The organism is Arthrobacter sp. JB02-1C (genome assembly GCF_057748045.1).
Genome location: NZ_CM173235.1, coordinates 808,498 through 830,712 on the forward strand (window position 1 = coordinate 808,498; position 22,215 = coordinate 830,712).

At 68.3% G+C, this 22,215-nt stretch carries 20 protein-coding genes; 10 read left to right on the forward strand and 10 right to left on the reverse strand.

The window, feature by feature from the left end:
- Positions 1-67: 67 nt before the first annotated feature.
- The 3 genes from AC3ANP_RS03850 (at position 68) to AC3ANP_RS03860 (ending at position 2,127) form a co-directional block, all read left to right on the forward strand.
- Positions 68-721 (forward strand): MSMEG_4193 family putative phosphomutase, encoded by a 654-nt coding sequence (locus tag AC3ANP_RS03850; protein WP_488332036.1) that lies wholly within the window; start codon positions 68-70, stop codon positions 719-721.
- A 13-nt stretch (positions 722-734) separates the two neighbouring features.
- A complete protein-coding gene (locus AC3ANP_RS03855) occupies positions 735-1,436 on the forward strand; it encodes an SCO1664 family protein (protein WP_488332037.1) in 702 nt (233 codons plus the stop codon).
- 67 nt (positions 1,437-1,503) lie between these two features.
- A complete protein-coding gene (locus AC3ANP_RS03860) occupies positions 1,504-2,127 on the forward strand; it encodes a LysE family transporter (protein WP_488332038.1) in 624 nt (207 codons plus the stop codon).
- Between the two features lie 32 nt (positions 2,128-2,159).
- Here AC3ANP_RS03860 and AC3ANP_RS03865 read toward each other — a convergent pair whose 3' ends face one another.
- The 5 genes from AC3ANP_RS03865 to AC3ANP_RS03885 all read right to left on the reverse strand — a co-directional run bounded on the left by AC3ANP_RS03865 (position 2,160) and on the right by AC3ANP_RS03885 (position 7,381).
- A complete protein-coding gene (locus tag AC3ANP_RS03865) occupies positions 2,160-3,704 on the reverse strand; it encodes an acyl-CoA synthetase (protein ID WP_488332039.1) in 1,545 nt (514 codons plus the stop codon).
- A 75-nt stretch (positions 3,705-3,779) separates the two neighbouring features.
- Positions 3,780-4,235: a MaoC family dehydratase gene (locus AC3ANP_RS03870; RefSeq protein WP_488332040.1), complete on the reverse strand. Its 456-nt coding sequence runs from the start codon at positions 4,233-4,235 to the stop codon at positions 3,780-3,782.
- Between the two features lie 75 nt (positions 4,236-4,310).
- On the reverse strand, positions 4,311-5,534 hold the full coding sequence (locus tag AC3ANP_RS03875; RefSeq protein WP_488332041.1) for an acyl-CoA dehydrogenase family protein: 1,224 nt from the start codon (positions 5,532-5,534) through the stop codon (positions 4,311-4,313).
- A 1-nt stretch (position 5,535) separates the two neighbouring features.
- On the reverse strand, positions 5,536-6,429 hold the full coding sequence (locus tag AC3ANP_RS03880) for an amidohydrolase family protein (protein ID WP_488332042.1): 894 nt from the start codon (positions 6,427-6,429) through the stop codon (positions 5,536-5,538).
- 1 nt (position 6,430) lies between these two features.
- A complete protein-coding gene (locus AC3ANP_RS03885) occupies positions 6,431-7,381 on the reverse strand; it encodes an SDR family oxidoreductase (protein WP_488332043.1) in 951 nt (316 codons plus the stop codon).
- Between the two features lie 121 nt (positions 7,382-7,502).
- Here AC3ANP_RS03885 and AC3ANP_RS03890 point away from each other — a divergent pair, with 121 nt between their 5' ends.
- The 3 genes from AC3ANP_RS03890 to pabB all read left to right on the forward strand — a co-directional run bounded on the left by AC3ANP_RS03890 (position 7,503) and on the right by pabB (position 10,847).
- The gene (locus tag AC3ANP_RS03890) at positions 7,503-7,982 is read left to right on the forward strand and encodes a MarR family winged helix-turn-helix transcriptional regulator (protein WP_488332044.1); all 480 of its coding nucleotides are present in this window, start codon (positions 7,503-7,505) and stop codon (positions 7,980-7,982) included.
- An 88-nt stretch (positions 7,983-8,070) separates the two neighbouring features.
- The gene (locus tag AC3ANP_RS03895) at positions 8,071-8,715 is read left to right on the forward strand and encodes an NAD(P)-dependent oxidoreductase (RefSeq protein ID WP_488332045.1); all 645 of its coding nucleotides are present in this window, start codon (positions 8,071-8,073) and stop codon (positions 8,713-8,715) included.
- Positions 8,716-8,786: 71 nt separating this feature from the next.
- Complete coding sequence (gene pabB / locus AC3ANP_RS03900; protein WP_488332046.1) at positions 8,787-10,847, forward strand: aminodeoxychorismate synthase component I; 2,061 nt, start codon at positions 8,787-8,789, stop codon at positions 10,845-10,847.
- A gap of 11 nt (positions 10,848-10,858) precedes the next feature.
- Here the strand turns inward: pabB and cls are convergent, their stop codons facing one another.
- Positions 10,859-12,331, reverse strand: coding sequence for a cardiolipin synthase (gene cls, locus AC3ANP_RS03905; protein WP_488333137.1), 1,473 nt, complete (start codon positions 12,329-12,331; stop codon positions 10,859-10,861).
- Between the two features lie 94 nt (positions 12,332-12,425).
- Between cls and AC3ANP_RS03910 the strand changes: the two genes are divergently transcribed.
- On the forward strand, positions 12,426-13,382 hold the full coding sequence (locus AC3ANP_RS03910) for an aminodeoxychorismate lyase (protein ID WP_488332047.1): 957 nt from the start codon (positions 12,426-12,428) through the stop codon (positions 13,380-13,382).
- A gap of 31 nt (positions 13,383-13,413) precedes the next feature.
- Here the strand turns inward: AC3ANP_RS03910 and AC3ANP_RS03915 are convergent, their stop codons facing one another.
- From AC3ANP_RS03915 to AC3ANP_RS03925, 3 genes are all read right to left on the reverse strand, one after another.
- Positions 13,414-14,211, reverse strand: a complete 798-nt coding sequence (locus tag AC3ANP_RS03915; RefSeq protein WP_488332048.1) for a creatininase — start codon at positions 14,209-14,211, stop codon at positions 13,414-13,416.
- 91 nt (positions 14,212-14,302) lie between these two features.
- On the reverse strand, positions 14,303-15,559 hold the full coding sequence (locus AC3ANP_RS03920; protein WP_488332049.1) for a M24 family metallopeptidase: 1,257 nt from the start codon (positions 15,557-15,559) through the stop codon (positions 14,303-14,305).
- 58 nt (positions 15,560-15,617) lie between these two features.
- Positions 15,618-17,162 (reverse strand): purine-cytosine permease family protein, encoded by a 1,545-nt coding sequence (locus AC3ANP_RS03925; protein WP_488332050.1) that lies wholly within the window; start codon positions 17,160-17,162, stop codon positions 15,618-15,620.
- A gap of 143 nt (positions 17,163-17,305) precedes the next feature.
- Between AC3ANP_RS03925 and AC3ANP_RS03930 the strand changes: the two genes are divergently transcribed.
- Entirely contained in the window at positions 17,306-18,826 is a 1,521-nt protein-coding gene (locus AC3ANP_RS03930; protein WP_488332051.1) for a PucR family transcriptional regulator, read from the forward strand.
- Here the strand turns inward: AC3ANP_RS03930 and AC3ANP_RS03935 are convergent.
- Positions 18,823-19,494, reverse strand: a complete 672-nt coding sequence (locus AC3ANP_RS03935) for a GntR family transcriptional regulator (RefSeq protein WP_488333138.1) — start codon at positions 19,492-19,494, stop codon at positions 18,823-18,825. The two genes, AC3ANP_RS03930 and AC3ANP_RS03935, sit on opposite strands and share 4 nt — an antisense overlap.
- Positions 19,495-19,661: 167 nt before the next feature.
- Between AC3ANP_RS03935 and glyA the strand changes: the two genes are divergently transcribed.
- Both glyA and AC3ANP_RS03945 read left to right on the forward strand, forming a co-directional pair.
- Positions 19,662-20,987, forward strand: coding sequence for a serine hydroxymethyltransferase (glyA, locus tag AC3ANP_RS03940; protein ID WP_488332052.1), 1,326 nt, complete (start codon positions 19,662-19,664; stop codon positions 20,985-20,987).
- Positions 20,984-22,204, forward strand: coding sequence for a sarcosine oxidase subunit beta family protein (locus AC3ANP_RS03945; protein WP_488332053.1), 1,221 nt, complete (start codon positions 20,984-20,986; stop codon positions 22,202-22,204). Before glyA ends, AC3ANP_RS03945 begins: the two co-directional genes overlap by 4 nt.
- Positions 22,205-22,215 lie beyond the last annotated feature (11 nt).

The window sequence follows — 22,215 nt, forward strand, 5'->3', positions numbered from 1 at the left end:
GGCCGCCGGGGGAGCTGCCGCCAGGTCTGCCGGGTCCCGGCCGGTCCGGCGCGCTACGCTTGGGGTGATGACTGCGCCAGATCCGACGCCGAAGCCCACCAGCACCCTCCTGCTGCTGGTGCGCCATGGGCAGACCCCGACGACGGGCAAGGTGCTGCCGGGCCGGGCGCCTGGGCTCCACCTGTCCGACGCCGGCCGCGCGCAGGCCGAACGCGTCGCGGAACGGCTCACCGGGCTGCCGCTCGATGCCGTGTACGCCTCGCCGCTGGAACGCGCCCGCCAGACCGCGGAGCCCACGGCCGCCGCAGCCGGCCTGGCGGTGGCGGTGGACGAGGGCCTGCTCGAGTGCGACTTCGGTGCCTGGACCGGCGCGGAGATCTCCAGCCTGGCGGCGTTGCCGGAGTGGCAGACCGTCCAGCACCGTCCCTCGGCCTTCCGCTTCCCCGGCGGCGAGAGCTTCACCGAAATGCAGGCCCGGATCGTCGACTCACTGGAGGCATTGCGCGCCGCCCATGAAGGCGGCGTCGTGGCGTGTTTTTCCCATGCCGATCCGATCAAGGCCGCCGTGGCCTACGCCCTGGGCACGCCGCTGGACCTCTTCCAGCGCATCTTTATCAACCCGGGGTCGGTGTCCGTCATCGCGTTCACCGCCGGTGAGGATCCGGCAGTGCTGATGGTCAATTCCACGTCCGATCCCTTGAGCGGGCTGAGGACGACGTGAACCGGGACCGCCGGTGGCCGGCCGCGAACTGACCCTGCTGGCCGGGGGCCGGGTCGAACTGCTGGGGCTGATCCCGCGCAGCAGCAATGCCACCTTTATCGCCCAGGTGTCCTGCGGGGACGATTCGGCCTGGGCGGTCTACAAGCCGGAGTCCGGCGAACGGCCGCTGTTCGACTTCGAACCGGGCCTCTACCGCCGGGAACGCGCCGCCTACCTGCTCAGCGAGCATCTGGGCTGGGGCCTCGTGCCGCCAACGATCATCCGCGAGGACGCACCCCGGGGGGTCGGGTCGCTGCAGTGGTTCATCGACTGCGACTTCAGCCAGCACTACTTCACGCTCTACGAGGACGACCCGCAGACACATGGCGCCTTGGCGCAGATCGCCCTGTTCGATTGCGTCACCAACAACACGGACCGCAAGAGCGGCCACGTGCTCCGCGGCCGCGACGGGCGGATTTGGGGCATCGACCATGGTCTGTGCTTTTCCGCCGCGTTTAAACTCCGCACCGTGATTTGGGAGTTCGCCGGCGACCCGATCGAGCCGTCGCTGCTCGAGGACATCGCCGCCCTCGCCGACGCCGTGCCGCCGGACATCGCCGAGCTGCTGGACCCGGCCGAGGTCGCCGCTTTGCGGCACCGCGTTCAGCGCCTGCTGCACGACGGGGTGATGCCGGTGGACCACAGCGGCCGGCGCTACCCCTGGCCGCTGATTTAGCCGGGCCGCCCAGCCCGCCGGACGCGCCTGGGCCTGGCCGGGCCGCGGCGAGCCCTAAACTAACTCAGTGCAACCTTCCCTTTGGCTGGCCTTGGCCGGCGCCGGCGTCCTGATCAGCTTCACCCCGGGCGCCGGTGCCATCAACACGATGAGCAACTCCCTCAACTCGGGCTTCCGCCGGTCCATCTGGGGAATTCTGGGCCAGCAGGCCGCCCTGGTGGTGCACATCCTGATCGTCGCGCTCGGCGTCGGCGTGCTGGTGGCGAGCTCGCCGCTGGCCTTCAACGTGATCCGCTACGCCGGCGCGGCCTACCTGGTGTACCTCGGCATCCAGCAATTCCGCCACACACCGGACCTGGACCAGGAAAAGGCCGCCGCGCTCCGCAATGAACCGGCCGGCTCCATGTTCCGCCGCGGCCTCTGGGTCAACCTGCTCAACCCCAAGGCGATCGTCTTCTTCCTGGCCTTCATGCCACAGTTCATCCGGCCGGAACAGCCGCTGCTGCCGCAGTACCTGGTCCTCTCCGTGACGGTGATCGTGATCGACATCCTGGTGATGTGGTTCTTCTTCGCCGCCGCGGCCACGACCTTCCAGCGTTTCACCCACGACGCCCACGGCCAGCGGATCCTGAACCGCACCTTCGGGGTGCTCTTCATGGCCGTCGGCGTCCTGTTGGCGCTCCTCCACTGACCAGCTCCCGCCGCGCCGGCGGCCGGACAAGCTCAGACGGCGCCGGAGGTCATCTTCCGCAGGTCCGCCTTCCGGATCTTGCCGCTGGCGGTACGGGGCATCTCGGCGACGAAGACCACCGACCGCGGGATCTTGTACCGCGCGAGCCGGCCGTCCAGGTGGGAGCGCAACTGCTCCTCGGTAAGCTTGGCTCCGTCCCGCAGCAGCACCACCGCCCGGGGCACCTCGCCCCACTTTTCGTCCGGCACCCCGATCACGGCCACACTGGCGACGGCGTCGAGCTCGGCAATCGCCTGCTCCACCTCGGCGGGATAAATGTTTTCCCCGCCCGAGATGATCATGTCCTTGAGCCGGTCGGAAATGAAGACGAACCCCTCCGGGTCCTTGTAGCCCATGTCGCCGGACTTGAACCAGCCGTCCGGCGTATAGGACTCGGCCGAGGCATCCGGCCGGTTCCAGTACTGGTGGATGACGTTGGGTCCCTTGATCTGGATTTCACCCACCGTCCCGGTGGCCGCGAGACCGGCCTCCGGATCGAGCGGATCGGCCACCCGGACGTCGGTGAAGAAGTGCGGCAGCCCCGAGGATCCTGCCTTGTCCCGGGACCGCGCGGCAGGCAGCGTGGTGGCGCCGGGTGCCGTTTCGGTCATCCCGTAGCCGTTCGAGAACCGCAGCCCGCGCCGTTCGTAGGCATCCAGGACCCGCATCGGCACTGCGGAGCCGCCGCAGGTCAGCTTGTTGAGCGAGCTCAGGTCCGTGGTCTCCCAGTCCGGGTGCTCACAGAGCATCTGGTACGTCGTAGGCACCCCGCTGATGGTGGTGGCCCGGTGCTGTTGGATCAGGGCGAGCGTCCGCCCCGGGTCGAATTTGGGCTCCAGCACCACCGTGCCGCCCTTCAGCAGCGTGGGCAGCACCCCCATGTCCAGGGAGGCCACGTGGAACATGGGTGAAATCATCAACGCCACGTCCGACGCGGCGAAGTCGAAGTCCACCAGCACGTTGATGCAGTTCCAGGTGACGTTGCCGTGCGTCAGCAGCGCCCCCTTGGGGTTGCCGGTGGTCCCGGAGGTGTACAGGATCATGGCGCCGTCGTCGAGGCCCACGGACTCGTCCGGGGCCAGCGGGTCACCGGAGGCCAGCACGTCATCGAAGGCCTCGGCCCCCGCCGCACCGGTCCCGCCGTCGTCGACCACGATGCGGTGCCGTACCGTGGTTTCCGCCGAGCCGCGCTCCGCGAGTTCAGCGAGCGTGGCGGCATGGACCAGGACGGCTGCCCCGCTGTCCTGGAGCTGGAACCGGACCTCAGGCGGCGCCAGCCGGGTGTTCAGCGGGACAAAGACCGCCCCGAGCAGCCCAGCGGCAAACAGTGTCTCCAAAAAGGAGGGATCGTTCTCGCCGAGGTACGCGACCCTGTCGCCCTTGCCCACCCCGCGGTCGCGGAAGGCGTTGGCCAGCCGCGCGGACCGCTCGGCGAGGTCCGCGTAGCTGAGTTCCCGCGTTCCGGTGATGACGGCAGCCTTCGTTCCCGATTTCGGGCGGCGCCGCTGCAACCACGAGCCGATGCCGAGATTCTCCACGGCTGTTCCTTTCAGTGAGATGTTGAGGGGTGGGTGGCACGTGGTGCTGGGGGACGGCCTATTTGTAGAAGCGGGCTACTTGTAGAAGCGGGCGAGGAATTCCGCCACGACGGCGGGGCGTTCCTGGCCTTCAATCTCGATGGTGCAGGCGACCTTGATCTGGGCGCCGCCCTTGACCTCGCTGACCTCGGCAAGGCTGGCCCGCATCCGGATCCGCGACCCCACCTTCACGGGTGAGGTGAAGCGGACCTTGTCCAGGCCGTAGTTCACCTTGGTGGTGACGCCGTCGACGTCGAAGAGCTCGCCCCAGAACGGGATGACGAGCGAGAGCGTCAGGAAGCCGTGCGCGATCGGGGCGCCGAAGGGCCCGTCCTTGGCGCGTTCCGGGTCTACGTGGATCCACTGCGCGTCGCCGGTGGCGTCGGCGAACTTGTTGATCTGGTCCTGGGTGATTTCGCGGTAATCGGTGGCACCGAGGTCGGTGCCGGCAAGAGTGAGCAGTTTGTCGAAGTCGACGACGAGGTTGGGCATCTGTGGCTCCTGGCGTGGTGATGTGGACGACGGCGGCCGCGGCGTCGGGTGCCGCGTGCGGGATGGCTGACGGGGTTAGCGGGTGAAGGCGCTTTCGCCGGTGAGGGCGCGGCCGATGATGAGGGCGTTGATTTCGTGGGTGCCTTCGTAGGAATAAACGGCTTCGGCGTCGGCGTGGAACCGCGCGACGTCGGTCTCGAGCGTGATGCCGTTGCCGCCGGCCACTTCGCGGGCCAGCGCCACGGTCTCACGCATCAACAGGGAGGTCTGCATTTTGGCCAGGGCGGAATCCTGGTCACGGTAGATGCCCCGGGCCTGCTGCTCGGTCAGCCGGACCACCAGCGACAGCGCCGAGGTGACGTTGCCGAGCATCCGGGCGAGTTTCTCCTGCACCAGTTGGAAGGAGCCGAGCGGGCGGCCGAACTGCTGCCGTTCCGTGACGTACCGCAGGGCGGCCTCGAAGGCGCCGGCGGCCATGCCGGTGGCAATCCAGGCGACGTCCGAGCGCATGGCCCGCAGCATCGCGGCCACGTCCTTGAACGAGGTGACGTTGTGCAGGCGCATCGATTCCGGGACCCGGACGTCCTCCAGCGTGATGTGCGCATTCTGCATCATCCGCAGCGACGTCTTGCCGTGGATCTTCTGCAGCCCCACCCCGGCCGCCTCCCGCTCCACCAGGAAGGCCTTGACCTGGCCGTCGGCCTCGTCGCGGGCAAACACGGCGAGCACGTCGGCGCTGGCCGCGCCGCCGATCCAGCGTTTGGCGCCGTTGAGGACCCAGCTCTCGCCGTCCCGGCGGGCACTGGTGGACAGTCCGCCGGCGATGTCCGAGCCCGAGTCCGGCTCGGTCAGGGAAAACACCCCCTTGAGCGAGAAATCCAGGACCTTGGGCATCCACCCGGCCTGCTGCTCCGCGGAGGCGCCGACCCGGATGGCGGTCCGGAACAGGCCGGCCTGGGCGGTGTAGAAGGTGGCCAGCGAGGCATCCGTACGGGCGAGTTCGAAGATCCGGAAGCCCTGGTAGATGCCCCGTGCGGGTGTTTGCGCCGCCCCGGGTCCACCGGTCAGCTCGGCGGGTTCCATCAGGTCCAGGTCGATCAGCGGCCGGGCCAGCTGGTCCGGGAATTCGCCGCGCTCCCAGTACTCGGCCAGCAGCGGCCTGGCCTGTTCGTCGAGGAATCTCCGGAGCCGACCCAGCACCCGGCGCTCGGGATCGGTGAGCAGTGATTCGGCATCGTAATAGTCGCAGACCGCGTAGAGCCGCTCCTGCCGGGCCGCGACGGCGGGGTCAAGGCCCATCTCAGTCCGCCAGCCCGAGCAGCCGGACGGCGTTGGCCTTGAGGATCTTCGGCCGCACCTCGTCCTTGAGCGGCAGGTCAGCGAAGGCGCTGAGCCATTTCTGCGGGGTGATCAGCGGGAAGTCGGTGCCGAACAGCACCTGGTCCTGCAGCACCGAGTTCGCCATCTTCACCAGCGACTCCGGGAAGTACTTCGGGGACCAGCCGGACAGGTCGATGAACACGTTCGACTTGTGCGTGGCGATCGAGTTGGCCTCGTCCTGCCACGGCACGGACGGGTGGGCCATGATGATCTGCAGCTCGGGGAAGTCCGCAGCCACCGCGTCCAGCAGGAGCGGGTTGGAGTAGGCCAGCTTGATGCCGTACCCGCCCGGCAGGCCTGCGCCCATGCCGTTCTGGCCGGTATGGAAGATCGCCGGCAGGCCAAGATCCTGCAACGTTTCCCACAGCGGGTAGAACTGCTCGGCGGAGGGGTCGAAGCCCTGCAGGCTGGGATGGAACTTGAAGCCGCGGACGCCGAGGTCCTCGGCCTGGTTCAGCGCGCCCCGGATCGCCTGCGGCCCGGTCCGCGGGTCCACGCTGCCGAACGGAATCAGCACGTCGTTGTTCCGGGACGCGCCCGCGACCAGGTCGGGGATGCTGTTGGGCTCATGCTTGAGCTGGGTGCGGGCATCCACGGTGAAGACCACCGCAGCCATGTTCAGCCCGCGGTAGATCTCCGCGATCCGGTCCAGCGAGGGCGTGCGGTCCTCGGTCTTGAAGTACTTGGCCGAGGCCTCGGTCAGGGCCGGCGGCAACGATTCGTGGCCGTGGCCGTCGATCTCGAGGTGCACATGCATGTCGATCGCGTCCAGCTTTGCCGCATCGACAGCCAGTTCATAGCGCGTCCCGGCCATCTCAGCGGACCTCTACTGCTGCGGGGCCAGCCGGTTCGGGCTTGAGTCCTTCGGGCAGCGGCAGGAACTCCTCGCCCACGCTCTGCAGCTTGTCGCCGAAGAGGGCGTCAAAGTTTTCCACCAGGTCCTGGTAGCCCCAGCCGCCCTCGCGGTACTCGGTCGCGGCGGACTCGGGATGGGTCCAGACCTGCAGCCGGTCCCCGCCCGCGCCGAGCGCCTGGCCGGTGACTCCGGCGGCCGCGTCCGAGGCGAGGAAGGCCACCAGCCCGGCGACGTCGTCGGCGGTTCCGAAACCGAGGTCGTGGCGGAAGAAGGCCGGCATGGCTTCGCCGCGCTCGTCGGCTTCCACGGCCTTCTGGAAGTAGGGAACGGTCTTGGTCATCGCGGTGGCAGCCACCGGGATGACGGCGTTCGCGGTGACGCCCGCCTTCTTCATCTCCAGCGCCCAGGTGCGGACCATACCGACAATGCCGGCCTTCGCCGCGGCGTAGTTGGTCTGGCCGAAGTTGCCGCGCTGCCCGGTCGGGGAGCCGATGGTGATGATGCGGCCGGGGATCCCGTTTTCCTTGAAGTAACCGAATGCTTCCCGGGCGCAGGTAAAGGTGCCTTTCAGGTGCACGTTGATCACCGCGTCGAAGTCGTCGTCGGTCATCTTCAGCAGGCTCTTGTCCCGCAGGATGCCGGCGTTCGTGACCAGGATATCCAGCCGGCCAAACTCCGCCACGGCCGCCTGCACCAGTTGCCTCGCGACCTCGGAGCTGCCCACCGGGGCGACGACGGCGGCCGCCCGGCCGCCGCCGGACCGGATGGTTCGGACTGCCTCGTCCGCGACGGCGGCGTCCACGTCGTTGACGACCACGGCCGCTCCCTGCCGGGCCAACTCGCGGGCGTAGGCCAGGCCGAGGCCCCGTCCGCTTCCGGTGACGATTGCAACTTTTCCTGCCAGGCTCATCGCTGCTCCTTTGCTAGCCGTATGCACCCTGCCGCTCGGCATGCGATGCTGTCCTAGGTCCATGAAATTATGGATAATTGACAATGTCAATGATTTTTCTTATCGGATTACTGGGAGAGGCATGACGACCGAAGTAGACGACCAGCCGCCGACCCGCGCCGCGGACAAGCTCACCGCGGGGTCGATCAGCCGGGATGCGGGCTTCCTGCTGGCCAAGCTCCACGCGGCCGGGTCGGTCCTCAACAACCGCGCACTGGCCGAGTTCGGACTCAAGGAACGCTCCTACTCCGTACTCGCCCTGGCCAACGGCGAGTTGGAGCCCACGCAGCGGGAGATGGCGGAGTTCCTCAGTTTGGACCCCAGCCAGATCGTTGCGCTGATCGACGAACTCGAACAGCGCGGCCTGGTGATCCGGGCGCCCGGAAAACTGGACCGCCGGGCTAAGATTGTCTCCACCACGGCGGCCGGGTCCGCCGTCTTCCGCCGCGCCGAGTCCGCCGTCCAGGCTGCGGAGTCCGAGGCCCTCTCCGGCCTCAGCAAGGCAGAGGCCGGCGCCCTGAAGGGGCTCCTCCGGAAGGCGCTCTGGGGCCCGGACGCCTGACGTTCAGCCTGCGGCAGGCCAGCGCCCGCCGCCGCCACCAGATCCGCGGGCCAGCCCGCCGGCCCTGTCCCCCACCGAGAGGCGCGAGATGAAAATTGGAATTATTGGAGCAACCGGCAAGGCCGGGCGTGCCGTCGTCGCGGAGGCTCTCTCCCGCGGCCACGACACCACGGCGATCGTGCGGAACGAGGCCCGGGCCATCGAGGCGCTCGGCCCGGATGCGCCGGTCCTGCTCCGCGACGCCTTCAACCTGACGGCGGCGGACCTGGCCGCGTTCGACGCCGTCGTCAACGCCTTCGGCACATCGCCGGACCAGGCCCACCGGCACGTCGAATTGGCCCGCCACCTCGTGGAAAGCCTTCGCGGCGGACCGGCCGTCCGGCTGGTCTTCATCCTCGGCGCCGGCAGCCTGACCACCGGCCAGGACGGGCACCTCTTCGTCGAGGACATCCGCAAGCTGCCGGGCGCCGACGCCTGGGTCTCGATCCCGGAGAACCAGCTCAAGGAACTTGAGTACCTGCGCACCGTGGCTGACGTCGCCTGGGTGGGCCTGTCGCCGTCCGCCGCGTTCGAGCCCGGCGAGGCCCGTGAGCCGGTCCTGGGCACTGACGAGCTCCTGGTTTCCGGGGACGGCAGCTCGCACACCACCACCGGGACCATGGCCGTGGCCATCCTGGACGAGATCGAGCGGCCGGCGCACCACAACCAGCGCTTCACCGTCGGCGACCGCTGAGCCGGCCGCCGGGACACCTGCCTGGTCCGGCCGCCGGGTACGACGAAAGGGCACCGGGTACGCTCTAAACCATGAGCCTCGCACCCGTCATCATCGCCATCGACGGACGCTCCGGCGCCGGCAAGACCACCCTGGCGATCGAACTCGCGGCGAGGCTCCGCGAACACCGCAGCGTCGCGCTCTTCCACCTCGAGGACATCTACCCGGGCTGGGACGGCCTGGCCGCCGGCATCGAACGCTACGCCACCACCGTGCTGGCCCCGTTGCGGCGCGGCGAGCCGGCCCACTGGATCAGCTGGGACTGGGAACGGCATTACGACGGCGAGCCGCGCGTCACCCGGGCCGCCGAGGTGGTCCTGGTCGAGGGCGTCGGGGCAGCTGCGGCCGCCGCCGCGCCCTTCCTGGACGCGGTGATCTGGGCGGACGCCGCCGACCAGGACCGCCGCGCCCGGGCACTGGCCCGCGACGGCGAAAGTTACGAACCTTACTGGGACCAATGGGCGGCCCAGGAGGACGCGTGGCTCGCCGTCGACGACGTACCCTCCCGCGCCGACATCCGGCTCCTGAACCTCGCCGACGGGTCCGCCCCCGGGCAGGTCCTGCAGGCACTCCAGCACCTGCCCGCGGTGGCGCCGGCGCTGCTCCCCGAGCTCGCAGCCCGCCGCGGGCTGGAACTGGTGGCCGAACGGCTCGACGCGGACCCTGACGCCGCCCGGCTCTTCGCGGCGCTCTACGGCGGCTCCCCCAACGCCGTCTGGCTGGATTCCTCGCTGCCGGCAACCGGCCTCCCCGGCGAAGCCGCCGAGCGCAGCCGCTTCAGTATCATGGCCGACGACGGCGGCAGCTACGGGCAGTCGGTCCTGCACAGTGCCGGCCGCACCCGGGTCACGGCCGGCCACGCCACCGCGCAGACCGAAGGCCCCTTTTTCCGCTGGCTCGACACGGTGTGGGGCGGCAGGGAACTGCGCGGGCCGGAGGGTTATGCCTGCGAATTCACGCTGGGCTGGCTGGGCTGGCTGGGCTACGAGCTCAAGCGTGAAACCGGCGGCAGCGACGTCACTGCTGCCACCCCGGATGCGGGCCTGATCTTTGCCGGCCGCGCCGTGGTCCTGGACCACCGGGAGCGAAGCGCCTGGCTGCTGGCGCTGGATGCCCCGGAGACGGGCGCGTGGCTGGCGGCGGCCCGGGCTGCCGTGGAGTCGGCGGCTGCCGGCGAGTCGATGGCCGGTGGCGGCGGTCCCGTCGGCCGCTCCGGGCCGAACGGCGCCCCGCCACCGTTCTGCGCCCGGGACTCCGAAGCCGTGTACAAGGCCAAGGTCGCGGCGGCACAGGACGAGATCCGCGAGGGCAACACGTACGAGGTCTGCCTCACCACCGCGTTGTCGGCGACCGTGCCGGCAGGAGCGCACGACCCCTGGCAGACCTACCTGGCCCTCCGCGAGCGCAGCCCCGCGCCCTTCGCGAGCTTCCTCCGGCTGGCGGAAGTCACCGTGGCCAGCACCTCACCGGAACGGTTCCTCCGGATCACCGCCGACGGCGCGATGCGTGCCGAACCGATCAAGGGGACCCGGCGGCGCGACCCCGATCCGGCCCGTGACCAGTTGCTGCGCCAGGACCTGCAGTCGTCCGCCAAGGACCGGGCCGAGAACATCATGATCGTGGACCTGCTGCGGAACGACCTCAGCCACTTCGCGGCACCGGGCACGGTCACCGTCGGCCGGCTCTGCGCAGTCGAAAGCTACGCCACGGTCCATCAGCTGGTCAGCACCATCGATGCCCGGCTCCGGCCCGGGATGCCGCGGGCCGAGGCCGTGGCCGCCTGCTTTCCCGCCGGCTCGATGACCGGCGCGCCGAAGGTCAGCACCATGGAGATCCTGGACCGGCTGGAGGGCGCGCCGCGGGGCATCTACTCCGGGGCGATCGGCTACTTCTCGCTCAGCGGCGCAACGGACCTGGCGGTGGCAATCCGGACCCTGGTCATGACCCGCGCCGCGGACGGCGGCGCCGCGCTGAGCCTCGGCGTCGGCGGGGCTATTACCGCGGATTCCACGCCGCACGAGGAGTACGAGGAAATCCGGACCAAGGCGTTCGGCGTGCTCGCAGCCCTCGGCGCGGAGTTCCCGCACGGCTAGGAGCCGGCTCGCTATTGCAGGGTGGACGTCAGCCGCGCGACGTTGTCCACGTACTTGACGCCGATCGGCCGTTTCATCCAGTCCTCCAGCGTCAGTTCGCGCGAAATTTCCCGGTAGCTGTCTTCCACCGCGCGGATCCGCTGCACAATGTCTTCGCCCAGCAACATCACCGAGACCTCAAGGTTCAACGAGAACGAGCGCATGTCCATGTTGCTGGAGCCCAGCACGGCCACCTCGTTGTCCACGGTGAAATGCTTGGCGTGCAGCACGAACGGGGCTTTGTAGAGGTAGATCCGCACCCCCGCTTCCAGCAGCGCCTCGTAGTAGGACTGTTGGGCGTGGTGGACCAGGAACTGGTCGCCCTTTTCCGAGACGAACAGCTCGACGTCGACGCCGCGCTGGGCCGCGGTAGTCACCGCGTAGAGCAGGGAGTCGTCCGGGACGAAGTACGGGCTGCAGATCGAGAGCTTGTGCTGGGCGGAGTAAATGAGCGTGTTGAACAGGCGCAGGTTGTTCTCGGTGATGAAACCGGGTCCGCTGGGGACCACCTGCGCGGTGATCCCGCCCGCCCCGGCTTCCGGCTCGTGGGCCAGTTGGTGTTCCAGCGACTCGTCGGTCTCGCTCAGCCAGTCGGTGGCGAACACTACGTTCAGCGTGGTGACGATCGGACCGCGCATGCAGGCCATCAGTTCCACCCACTCGCGGCCCACCTTGCGGTGCCGCGGGTTGTTGTAGGACGGTTCGATCAGGTTCTGTGACCCGGTGAAGGCGACCTCGCCGTCGATCACCATGATTTTGCGGTGGTTGCGCAGGTCCGGCCGGCGCCACTGGCCGTGCACGGGGCGCAGTGGCAGCATCGGCCGCCAGCGGATCTTGCTGGCGTCGAGCCGGGCCGTCAGCTTGCGGTAGCCCTTGATCCGCAGCGAGCCGAGGTGGTCGAACAGGATCCGGACCTCGACCCCGCGCTCGGCAGCTTCTTCGAGGGCGGTCAGGAGGTCATCGGTGACGTGGTCCGAACTCATGATGTAGAACTCGGCGTTAATGAAGGATTTAGCTTCCCTGGCTGCCGCGGCCATCGCCTTGATCGAGTCCGGGTAGCCCGGCAGCAACTCCACGCTGTTGCCGTCCACCATGGGAAGCGAACCGAGGGTCTGGTTCAGTTCCGCGGCCGAGCACACCCACTCGGGCCCGGCATACCGGCTTGCGGTCGCGGCCAGTTGGGAGGTCCCCGCCCGGACCCGCGTGTTCACGGCCTGCTGTTGGGCGCGGCGGCGGCGCGAAAGCCTGAAGTTGCCAAAGAGCAGGAACAGGACCAGGCCCACGACCGGCAAAAAGAAGATGCCCAGCAGCCACGCCATGGCGGTCGTGGGACGCCGGTTACCAGGGATGATGCCCAGGGCCAGGACCCGGATCACGAGGTCAACGAGGGTCAGGAGCAGGACCACCCAGGACGGGAGTGTCTCCACCAGCGAAATTGGCCACAGCACAGGCGCATCCTTCAGGTTCCAGACCCGCGGAACAATTCCGGAACGGGCAACCCGCAAATCCTATCCCGGCGCCCCGCACTAAGCTGAAGCCATGACTACCTCCGCCTCTGTTCCGGCCCGCACCACCGTGCTGGTGTTCCTTGACCCCGGCTCTGAGAACGGCCGCATCGCCGACTCGTCCAGGCCGCAGCTGATGGCCACGGACCAGGGAGCCACCCGGGGCGACGGCGTCTTCGAGTCGCTGCTGGCCGTGGGTGGAACCCCGCGCAAGCTGCAGGCCCACCTGAGCCGGTTGGCCGGTTCAGCCCGTGCGCTGGAGCTGGACATTCCGGCCGAGGACACCTGGCGCCGCGCCATCGGGACCGCGCTCAGCGAGTTCCGCGGCCCGGCCGGCGGGGCAGGCAGCGGGACCGATGAGGTGGTGGTGAAGCTGATCGCCACCCGCGGCGTCGAGGGTGCCGCCACGCCGACCTGCTGGGTGCAGGCCTCCCTGCCGCCGGCCGCCGGACGCGAACAGCGCGAGACCGGCATCGACGTCATCCTGCTGGACCGCGGGTATGACAGCGAGGTGGCCGAACGCGCGCCGTGGCTGCTGCTCGGCGCCAAGACGCTGTCCTACGCGGTCAACATGGCGGCCCTGCGCTACGCGCACCACCAGGGTGCCGACGACGTCATTTTTACCTCCGCCGACGGCCGGGTCCTGGAGGGCCCGACGTCGACCGTGCTGCTGGCGCATCTGGAAACCAGCGACGACGGCGCCGGCGGCGTCCGTACCGTCCGCCGGCTGATCACCCCGCAGCTGGACAGCGGCATCCTCCCCGGCACCTCACAGGGCGCACTGTTCACCGCGGCGAAGGCCGCCGGCTGGGAGCTGGGCTACGGTCCGCTGGTGCCCGCCGACCTGTATGACGCCGACGCCGTCTGGCTGATCTCGAGTATCCGGCTCCTGGCCCCCGTGAACCATATCGACGGCAAGGAGATCGGCACCCCGGACCTGCGCCGGCAGCTCACGGCCGAGCTGAACGAGCTGTTCGCCACGATCGAGTAGGAACACCGGCCGCCCGGCGGCGCTCCCGCGGCTACCCCGGGAGCCCGGCGGCCTCCCGGACCAGTTCGCCGGACAGGTCCCCGGCCAGGTCCTCGACGACCTGGTCGAACAGCAGCGCCCCCTTGGCGGCGCTGGATCCGGCTGCGGAGGAGAGGCAGCCGGTGGCCGGGGTCCGCTCCGGCACGACCGGCAGCCGGTCGAAGCGGGGCAGGACCGCGGCAGGCCCGTCCACCAGGCGGTCCATCGCGACCCGGCCGGGCTCCAGGTGCAGCATGAGCGAGGTCTCCAGGACTCCGCCGTGCTCGATGTCCCAGCCCGGGAACCCGTCGGGGTAGACCCGGGCGAGGGTGTCCTGGCTGACGAAGTCCCAGTAGGACAGCAGCAGCACGCTCTGTTCCGCGCCGGGGCCGATCCGCAGGTCCTCCAGCGCCAGGTCGATGCCCTCGTACAGGAACTGGTAGTTTTCGAAGTGCCCGTTGACGAAGACCACGTTGCGCACGCCCTGGTTTAGAAAGGACTTGACCAGGTTGCGGGCCACGCTGATCAGGGTTCCGCCGTCCAGGCTGGTGGTCCCGGACAGGTGGTTGCCGCCGCCGGACTTCTGCTGCGACTTGTACCCGTAGGCGATCGGCTGCGCCACCAGCCCACCGAGCCGCCTGGCCACACCCTCCGCGAAACGCGAGGACAGGATCGTGTCGGTGCCCAGCGGCAGGTGCGGACCATGTTGTTCCAGGGACCCGACGGGAATCAGGACGATCGACTCTCCGGAGGCCAGTGCCTCCCGGTAGGCGAACGCATCCAGGTCTTCCAGAAATACTGACTTGTCCATGCTGCTGGTGCTCCTCAGTTGTACGGCATAAAAAGCGTGGCGGCGGCCGGCGGCCGCCGCCACGGGGTCAGGCGCTGATGATCGGGCGATCCTAGGCGCTGATGATGTTGTGTTCCGGTCCGAACGGGAACTTGGTGATGTTTTCGGCGCCGTCTTCGCCGACGACCAGGATGTCGTGCTCGCGGTAGCCGCCGGCGCCCGGCTGGCCGTCCAGGACCGTGATCATCGGTTCCATCGAGACCACCATGCCCGGTTCCAGGACGGTGTCGATGTCCTCGCGGAGTTCCAGCCCGGCCTCGCGGCCGTAGTAGTGGCTCAGGACGCCGAAGGAGTGGCCGTAGCCGAAGGTCCGGTTGGCCAGCAGTCCGTGGGATACGTAGATCTCGTTCAGTTCCGCGGCGATGTCCTTGCAGACCGCGCCGGGCTTGATCAGTTCCAGGCCCCGGCGGTGGACCTCCACGTTGATGTTCCACAGTTCCAGGGACCGGGCGTCCGGTTCGCCGAGGAAGAGGGTGCGCTCCAGGGCGGTGTAGTAGCCGCTCGTCATCGGGAAGCAGTTCAGCGACAGGATGTCGTGCTCCTGGAGTTTGCGCGTGGTGGCCCAGTTATGGGCGCCGTCGGTGTTGATGCCGGACTGGAACCAGACCCAGGTGTCCCGGATTTCGGAGTCCGGGAAGGTCCGGGCGATCTCGTGGACCATCGCCTCGGTGCCGATCAGGGCGACTTCGTATTCGGTGATGCCGGCGGTGATGGCGTTGCGGATGGCTTCGCCGCCGAGGTCGCCGATCCGGGCGCCGTGCTTGATGACGGCGATTTCCTCGGCGGACTTGACCATGCGCTGGCGCATGGCGTCCTGCGCGACGTCCACCAGGGTGGCGCCGTCGAACGCGGCCTGGATCTTGTCGCGGTTGGCCAGGGGCAGGCTGTCGTCCTCCACGCCCAGGCGGCGCACCGCGACACCGCGGGTACGCAGGGCCTCCTGGATGGCGAAGATGTAGTTGTCCCGGCGCCAGTCGGTGTAGACGATGTTCTCCCCGTAGCTGCGCCGCCACGGCATGCCCGCGTCGATGTTCGCGGTCACCGTCACCGTGTCGTCGGCGGTGATGACCATGGCGTAGGAGCGGCCGAAGTAGGTGAAGAGGAAATCGGAGTAGTACTTGATCGAGTGGTAGCTGGTGAGCACGACGGCGTCCAGGTCCTTGGCCGCCATGATGCTGCGCAGGCCGGCGATGCGGCGCTCGAGCTCGGCGTCGGAGAACGTCAGCTTTACCTTCTGACCGTTGTGCAGGACCTTCAGGCGCTCCAGTTCGGAGACGTTCGAGGCGGGGGCAGTGGTGGAAATGGTCATGGGGTAATTCCTTTGCGTGTTGATGGTGTAAATCGTGCGGTCTTGCGGTTGGTAGGGGTCAGGCCAGGGGCGCAGGCTCCGGTTCGTGGGTCTTTTCCTCGCAGGCGTCGCCATGTTCTGCCAGCACCGCGTCGTCCGCCAGGTCGAGGCGGACGCCGATCGGAACGCCGGCCCGGATCCGTGACCGGAAGCGCGGGTAGCCGAGGGCGAAGTAGATGGCCGAGGAGGTCAGGGTCCCTGCCAGCCAGGAGAGGTCAATGCCGCCCATGGCCGTGGCGATGGGGCCCTGCAGGGCCGGGAGTCCGCCGTACATGAACAGCCAGGTCATCAGGATGCCGGCGAAGAAGGCGATGAACGCCGAGGGGTTGATGGCCTTCAGGGAGGTCTTCTTCGAATCCAGGAACAGGTAGGAGAAGTCCTTGTGGTGCCGTTCGAAGATGAAGTAGTGGACGGCCATGATGCCGCCCCAGGTCGCGACCCAGGCCACGATGGCGCCGAGCCAGGAGTCCAGGATCATCGCGAAGTCCTCGGCGAACATGAAGCCGATGACGGCGCCCATGGACAGGATTCCCACGATGATGGAGAGCTTGCGCCGGGAGATCTTGACGTCCAGGGCCTGGAAGGCGACGCCGAAGGTGTACAGGTTGATGATGTTGGTGGCGATCGGCCCGTGGATGACCAGCAGGATGACCGGGATGGCCAGGCTGCCGAAGTTGGAGACGATCAGTTCGCCGGGATCGGCCTGTCCGTTCTTGGTTGCGAGGCTGGCGCCGAGGATGCCGAGCCAGACGACGGGGAGGAACTGGCCCAGGACGCTGACCAGGAACAGCTTGCTCGGCTTGACCTTGCGGCTGACGAAGCGGGAGTAGTCCGGAGCATAGGTGAACCAGCCGATCCCCCAGCCGATGCCGATGACGGTCATGATGCCGGACATCGCTGCAAGGCGGGGCATCCCCTCCAGGACGGCTCCGGCCGGGCCGGCGTAGCTCCAGTTGATGTCCAGCTGGGTCCACGCGACGATCGACATGCCGATCAGGACGAGGATGGTGGGCGGCATGGTGATCCGCTCAAACTTTGAAATGGCACGGTAGCCGCGGTAGCAGATGGCGACCTGGACGGTCATGATGACCGCCGCGACCAGGATGCGTACCGGGATGTTTTGCTGGGTGGGATCAACCCAGCCAATCATGCCGAACAGGGCCAGGATCAGGTCCAGGATCACCCAGGTGTTCACGGCGGACCAGCCGATGGCGATGGTCGCCTGGATGGCGGCCGGCAGATAGGCCCCTCGGCGGCCAAAGGCGCCGCGGGCCAGCAGCATGCCGGTGGCGCCGGTGCGCTGGCCGAGGATGACGAAGAAGCCGAAGCCCGCCATGCCGATGAGGTTGCCAACGATCAGGACCAGGAGCGTGTCGCCCAAGCCCAGCCCGAGCTGGATGCCGAGGGCCCCGAGGATCCAGTTGATCGGGGCGACGTTGGCCCCCGCCCAGATCCAGAACTGGCCGGACAGTTTCGTGGTCCGGGCGGATTCGGGGATGGGTTGCAGTACATCTTCAACTTCGACGGTCGCCACTTCATGGGACCGTTGCTGTGCTTGGTTCATGCGCGTCTCGATTCACTACGTTGTGATGCCGAACGGAAGATGATTTCAGCTTATGGGTGACGGACACCACAGCCTAGATTCGTTATGATTACACTGAAGTCAGATGAGGCGACTATTTGTCGCGTGCTTGACCGGAGGTAGCCATGATCACCCTCGCAGCAGTCCTCAGGTCCCAGCCGATGTGCGATGCGGATCCGGTGGTCTGCTCCAGTGTCCCCGGCACCTTGGACCGGGCGGTGCGCTGGGTGCACTCGAGCGAGGTGCTCAAGATCGCCCCGCTGCTGCGCGGCGGCGAGCTGCTGCTCTCCGGTGGCGAGGCGCTGCTGGCCCTTCCCGCGCAGGAGCAGGAGGACTACATCAGCAGCCTCGCCGGCCGGGACATCGCGGCGCTGGCGGTTCAGACGGCCGGGCAGCCGGCGCCGATGCCGGCGCGGCTCATTGCCGCCGCCAACCGGCACGGGCTGCCGCTCATCGACCTGCGGGCTGTGGTTCCCTTCGTCGATGTCGCCGAGGCGGTGAACCGCATGGTCGTCAACGAGCAGGCCGCTGCACACCTGGTGGTCGACGACGCCTCCCGCCGGATCGCCCGCCTGATCACCGACCGCGGGCCCCACCTCCCGGTAATCCTGGACCTGCTGGCCACGGCCCTGGGGGCAGAGGTGTCCCTGGCGGCGCCGGACGGATCGCCGCTGGGACATGCCGGCGAAGCGGCTGAAGCGGAGCACCGGGACAGCGACGGCGAACCCGGCTCCAAAGCCATCGCGGGCATCGTGGTGGGCGGGCAGTTGGCGGCGCAGCTGACACTCCGCTCGGCCTCGCCTGATCCGTTCCTGCTGGAGCTCGCCGCGGACCGGCTCTCCGGCATCCTCGCCCTGGCGCTCGCGCAGGCGTTTCGTCCCACCCCGGCCCAGGTGGCCGACGCGCGGCTGCTGGAGGCCATCATCGAGGGCGGGGACGCCGGCGGCTTTGCCCAGCTGTGGCTGCAGGCCGGGCTGAAGCCGGGACTTGCCGCCGTCGTCGCCGTCTTCCGCACCTCGGGCCGCGACGCCAACTTCTCCGCGGTCGAGCGTGCGCTGGCGCTGCCCGGGGTCAGCGTCAAGTCGCATCAGCGGGACGGGGAACGGGCGGTGCTGTTCGCGGTGGCCCGCAAGGATGCCCACGCCGCGCGGGAGTCGCTGCTCCGGGCAGCCCGGGGCGCGGTTGCCGGTTCGGAGGACTACGCGGCCTTCGGTCCGACGGTGCCGGACGGGCTGCGGGCACGCGAGTCCTACGTGGAGGCCCAGGAAACGCTCCGACTGGGCCTGCCGGCAGCGGGCGACGTGCTCGATGCCATGGACTTCCTGGGCCGGCGGATCCTGGATGCCGTCCCGGACCACGGCTTCCTGGACTCCTACGTGGAATCGAGCCTGTCCGAGTTGCTGGCCTGGGACCAGAAGCACGGGACCGCCCTGTTGGAGACCCTGCTCTGCTGGCTCGACTCGGGCTGCAACACGACGGCCTCGGCACTTACCCTGAGCATTGAGCGGCAGACCATGCATAAGCGGCTGAACAACATCCACGCCCTGCTGGGCGGAGACCCGAGGACATCCGGCCGGCTGCTCGCGCTGCACATCGTTGCGGCCGCCGCCGCCGCCGACCTGTCCCCGGCCCGCCGGGCGCCCTAGAGGACCTTGCGGATGGTCTCCTCGAAGCTGGTCACATGCGCGAGCGCCAGGCCGGCCGCCCGCTCCGCGTCGCCGTCGGCAATGGCGTGCAGCAGGTCCACGTGCTCGGTGATGTGCCCCGCCACCGAGGGAATCTTGTCCAGCACCAGGCACCAGATGCGGGTGGCCAGGTTGTCGTACCGGATCAGGACATCCTCAAGGTGCGGGTTAGCGGCGGCCGCGTAAATCTGCCGGTGCACCATGATGTCGAAGCGCATCAGCGTGTGCTGGTCGGCGCCGGCAGGCTGTGAGCCCGTGATGTCGTCCGCCAGTTCACGCAGCCGGGCCCGCATTCCGGGGCTGGCGCTGCGCGCGGCCCGCCGCGCCGCGAGCGGCTCCAGCAATTCGCGGATTTCCGAAATGTCCGCCAGCTCCGTGATGTCGACCCGGGTCGCGAAGGTTCCCCGGCGCGGGTAGGAGACCACCAGGTGGTCGCTTTCCAAGCGCTTCAGCGCCTCGCGGACCGGCGTGCGGCCAAATCCCAGCCGGGCGGCCAGCACCGAGTCGTTGATGGCCTCGCCGGGGCGGATCTCCAGCATGATCAGCTGGTCCCGCAACTGCCGGTAGGCCTGCTCGGACAGCGGAAGGTCAGTGCCCCCCACTTCCATGTCCTCCACCGCAAGGCTCATCATGTCCCCTCCTCGGGTCTCTTCGCGCTAGTGCCGCTCCCGCTGGGTGCTGCCAAAACAACACCCTTGACGTGGAGTGAGCCACAACATATTGTTGCATTCAATCTAATATATCAGTCATGTATTAGTTGGCTAGCAGTTCACCCTTGATTTGAAAGGAGCAAGCCATGGCAGATGTGCTCACCGGCACGCTCTCCAGCGTCGACGCCGAAGTCGACGCAGCCATCGCCCGAGAGCTCGACCGCCAGCAGTCAACGCTGGAAATGATCGCCTCGGAAAATTTCGCCCCTACCGCCGTGATGACGGCCCAGGGCTCGGTGCTGACCAACAAGTACGCCGAGGGCTACCCCGGCAAGCGCTACTACGGCGGCTGCGAACACGTGGATGTGATCGAACAGCTCGCGATCGACCGGGTCAAGGCACTCTTTGGCGCCGAGGCGGCCAACGTCCAGCCGCACTCCGGCGCGCAGGCCAATGCCGCGGCGATGTTCGCGCTGCTGGATCCGGGCGATACCATCCTGGGCCTGGACCTCGCCCACGGCGGGCACCTGACCCACGGCATGAAGATCAACTTCTCCGGCAAGCTGTACAACGTAGTGCCGTACCACGTGCGTAAGTCCGACATGAGAGTGGACATGGCCGAGGTGGAGGCCCTGGCGCTGGAACACCGGCCGCGGCTGATCGTCGCTGGCTGGTCCGCCTACACCCGCCAACTCGACTTTGCCGAGTTCCGCCGGATCGCGGACGCGGTGGGCGCCTACCTGATGGTGGACATGGCGCACTTCGCCGGCCTGGTCGCCGCGGGGCTGCACCCGAACCCGGTGCCGTACGCCGACGTCGTCACCACCACCACGCACAAGACGCTCGGCGGACCGCGCGGCGGCGTCATCCTCAGCCGTGAATCGCTGGCCCGCAAGATCAATTCCGCGGTCTTCCCCGGCCAGCAGGGCGGCCCGCTCGAACATGTCATCGCGGCCAAGGCGGTGTCCTTCAAGATCGCCGGAACCCCCGAGTTCAAGGACCGCCAGCAGCGCACCCTGGAAGGTGCCAAAATCCTGGCCGAGCGGCTGCTCGCGCCCGACGTCGCCGACTACGGCATCTCCGTGGTCGGCGGCGGCACCGACGTCCACCTGGTCCTGGTGGACCTGCGCAACTCCGAACTGGACGGCCAGCAGGGCGAGGACCGCCTGCACCGGATCGGCATCACGGTGAACCGTAACGCCGTCCCGTTCGACCCCCGGCCGCCAATGGTGTCCTCCGGTCTCCGGATCGGCACGCCTGCCCTGGCCACCCGCGGCTTCGGTCCGGCCGAATTCGCCGAGGTTGCCGACATCATTGCCGAGGCGATCAAGGGCGAGCTCAGCGACGAGTCCGCCGTGCTGCTCCGTGACCGGGTCACGGTCCTGACGCAGAAATTTCCGCTATACCCGAACCCTCCTTATCCGGACCCTGCCGGGGACGCCGGAACCACCCCGAACGGAGTTGCCCAGTGAGCACCCAGCACCTTCCGGAGCACCCAGAATTCCTGTGGCACAATCCGGAGCCGAAGTCCTCGTATGACGCCGTCATTGTCGGCGGCGGCGGCCACGGCCTCGCCACCGCCTACTACCTGGCCAAAAACCACGGCATGACCAACATCGCCGTCCTGGAAAAGGGCTGGCTCGCCGGCGGCAACATGGCCCGGAACACCACCATCATCCGGTCCAACTACCTCTGGGACGAAAGCGCCGCGATCTACGAGCACGCGCTGAAACTCTGGGAAATCCTGCCCGAGGAGCTCGACTACGACTTCCTGTTCAGCCAGCGCGGGGTCATGAACCTGGCCCACACCCTGGGCGACGTCCGCGAAAGCATCCGCCGGGTGGGCGCCAACAAGCTCAACGGCGTGGACGCCGAATGGCTGGACCCGAAGCAGGTGAAGGAACTCTGCCCCATCCTGAACATCAACGACGACATCCGCTACCCGGTCATGGGGGCCACCTACCAGCCCCGGGCCGGCATCGCCAAGCACGACCACGTGGCCTGGGCGTTTGCCCGCAAGTGCGATGAGCTCGGCGTGGACATCATCCAGAACTGCGAGGTCACCGGGTTCCTGAAGGACGGCAACCGGGTGGTGGGGGTCAAGACCAACCTCGGCACGATCCACACCGAGAAGGTCGGGCTTTGCGCCGCCGGCCACAGCTCGGTGCTGGCGGAGATGGCCGGCTTCCGGCTTCCGGTCCAGTCACACCCGCTGCAGGCCCTGGTCTCCGAACTGCACGAACCCGTCCACCCCACGGTGGTCATGTCCAACCACGTCCACGTGTACGTCTCCCAGGCGCACAAGGGTGAACTGGTCATGGGCGCCGGCGTGGACTCGTACAACGGCTACGGCCAGCGCGGCTCCTTCCACGTGATCGAGCACCAGATGGCGGCCGCCGTCGAACTCTTCCCGATCTTCGCCCGGGCCCACGTGCTCCGGACCTGGGGCGGAATCGTGGACACCACCATGGATGCCTCCCCGATCGTCGGCACCACCCCGGTGGAGAACATGTTCGTGAACTGCGGCTGGGGTACCGGCGGCTTCAAGGGCACCCCGGCCGCCGGTCTGACGTTCGCGCACACCATCGCCACCGGGGCCCCGCACCAGCTCAACAAGCCCTTCGCACTGGAACGTTTCGAAACCGGTGCCCTGATCGACGAACACGGCGCCGCTGCCGTGGCGCACTAAGAGAGGCTCGG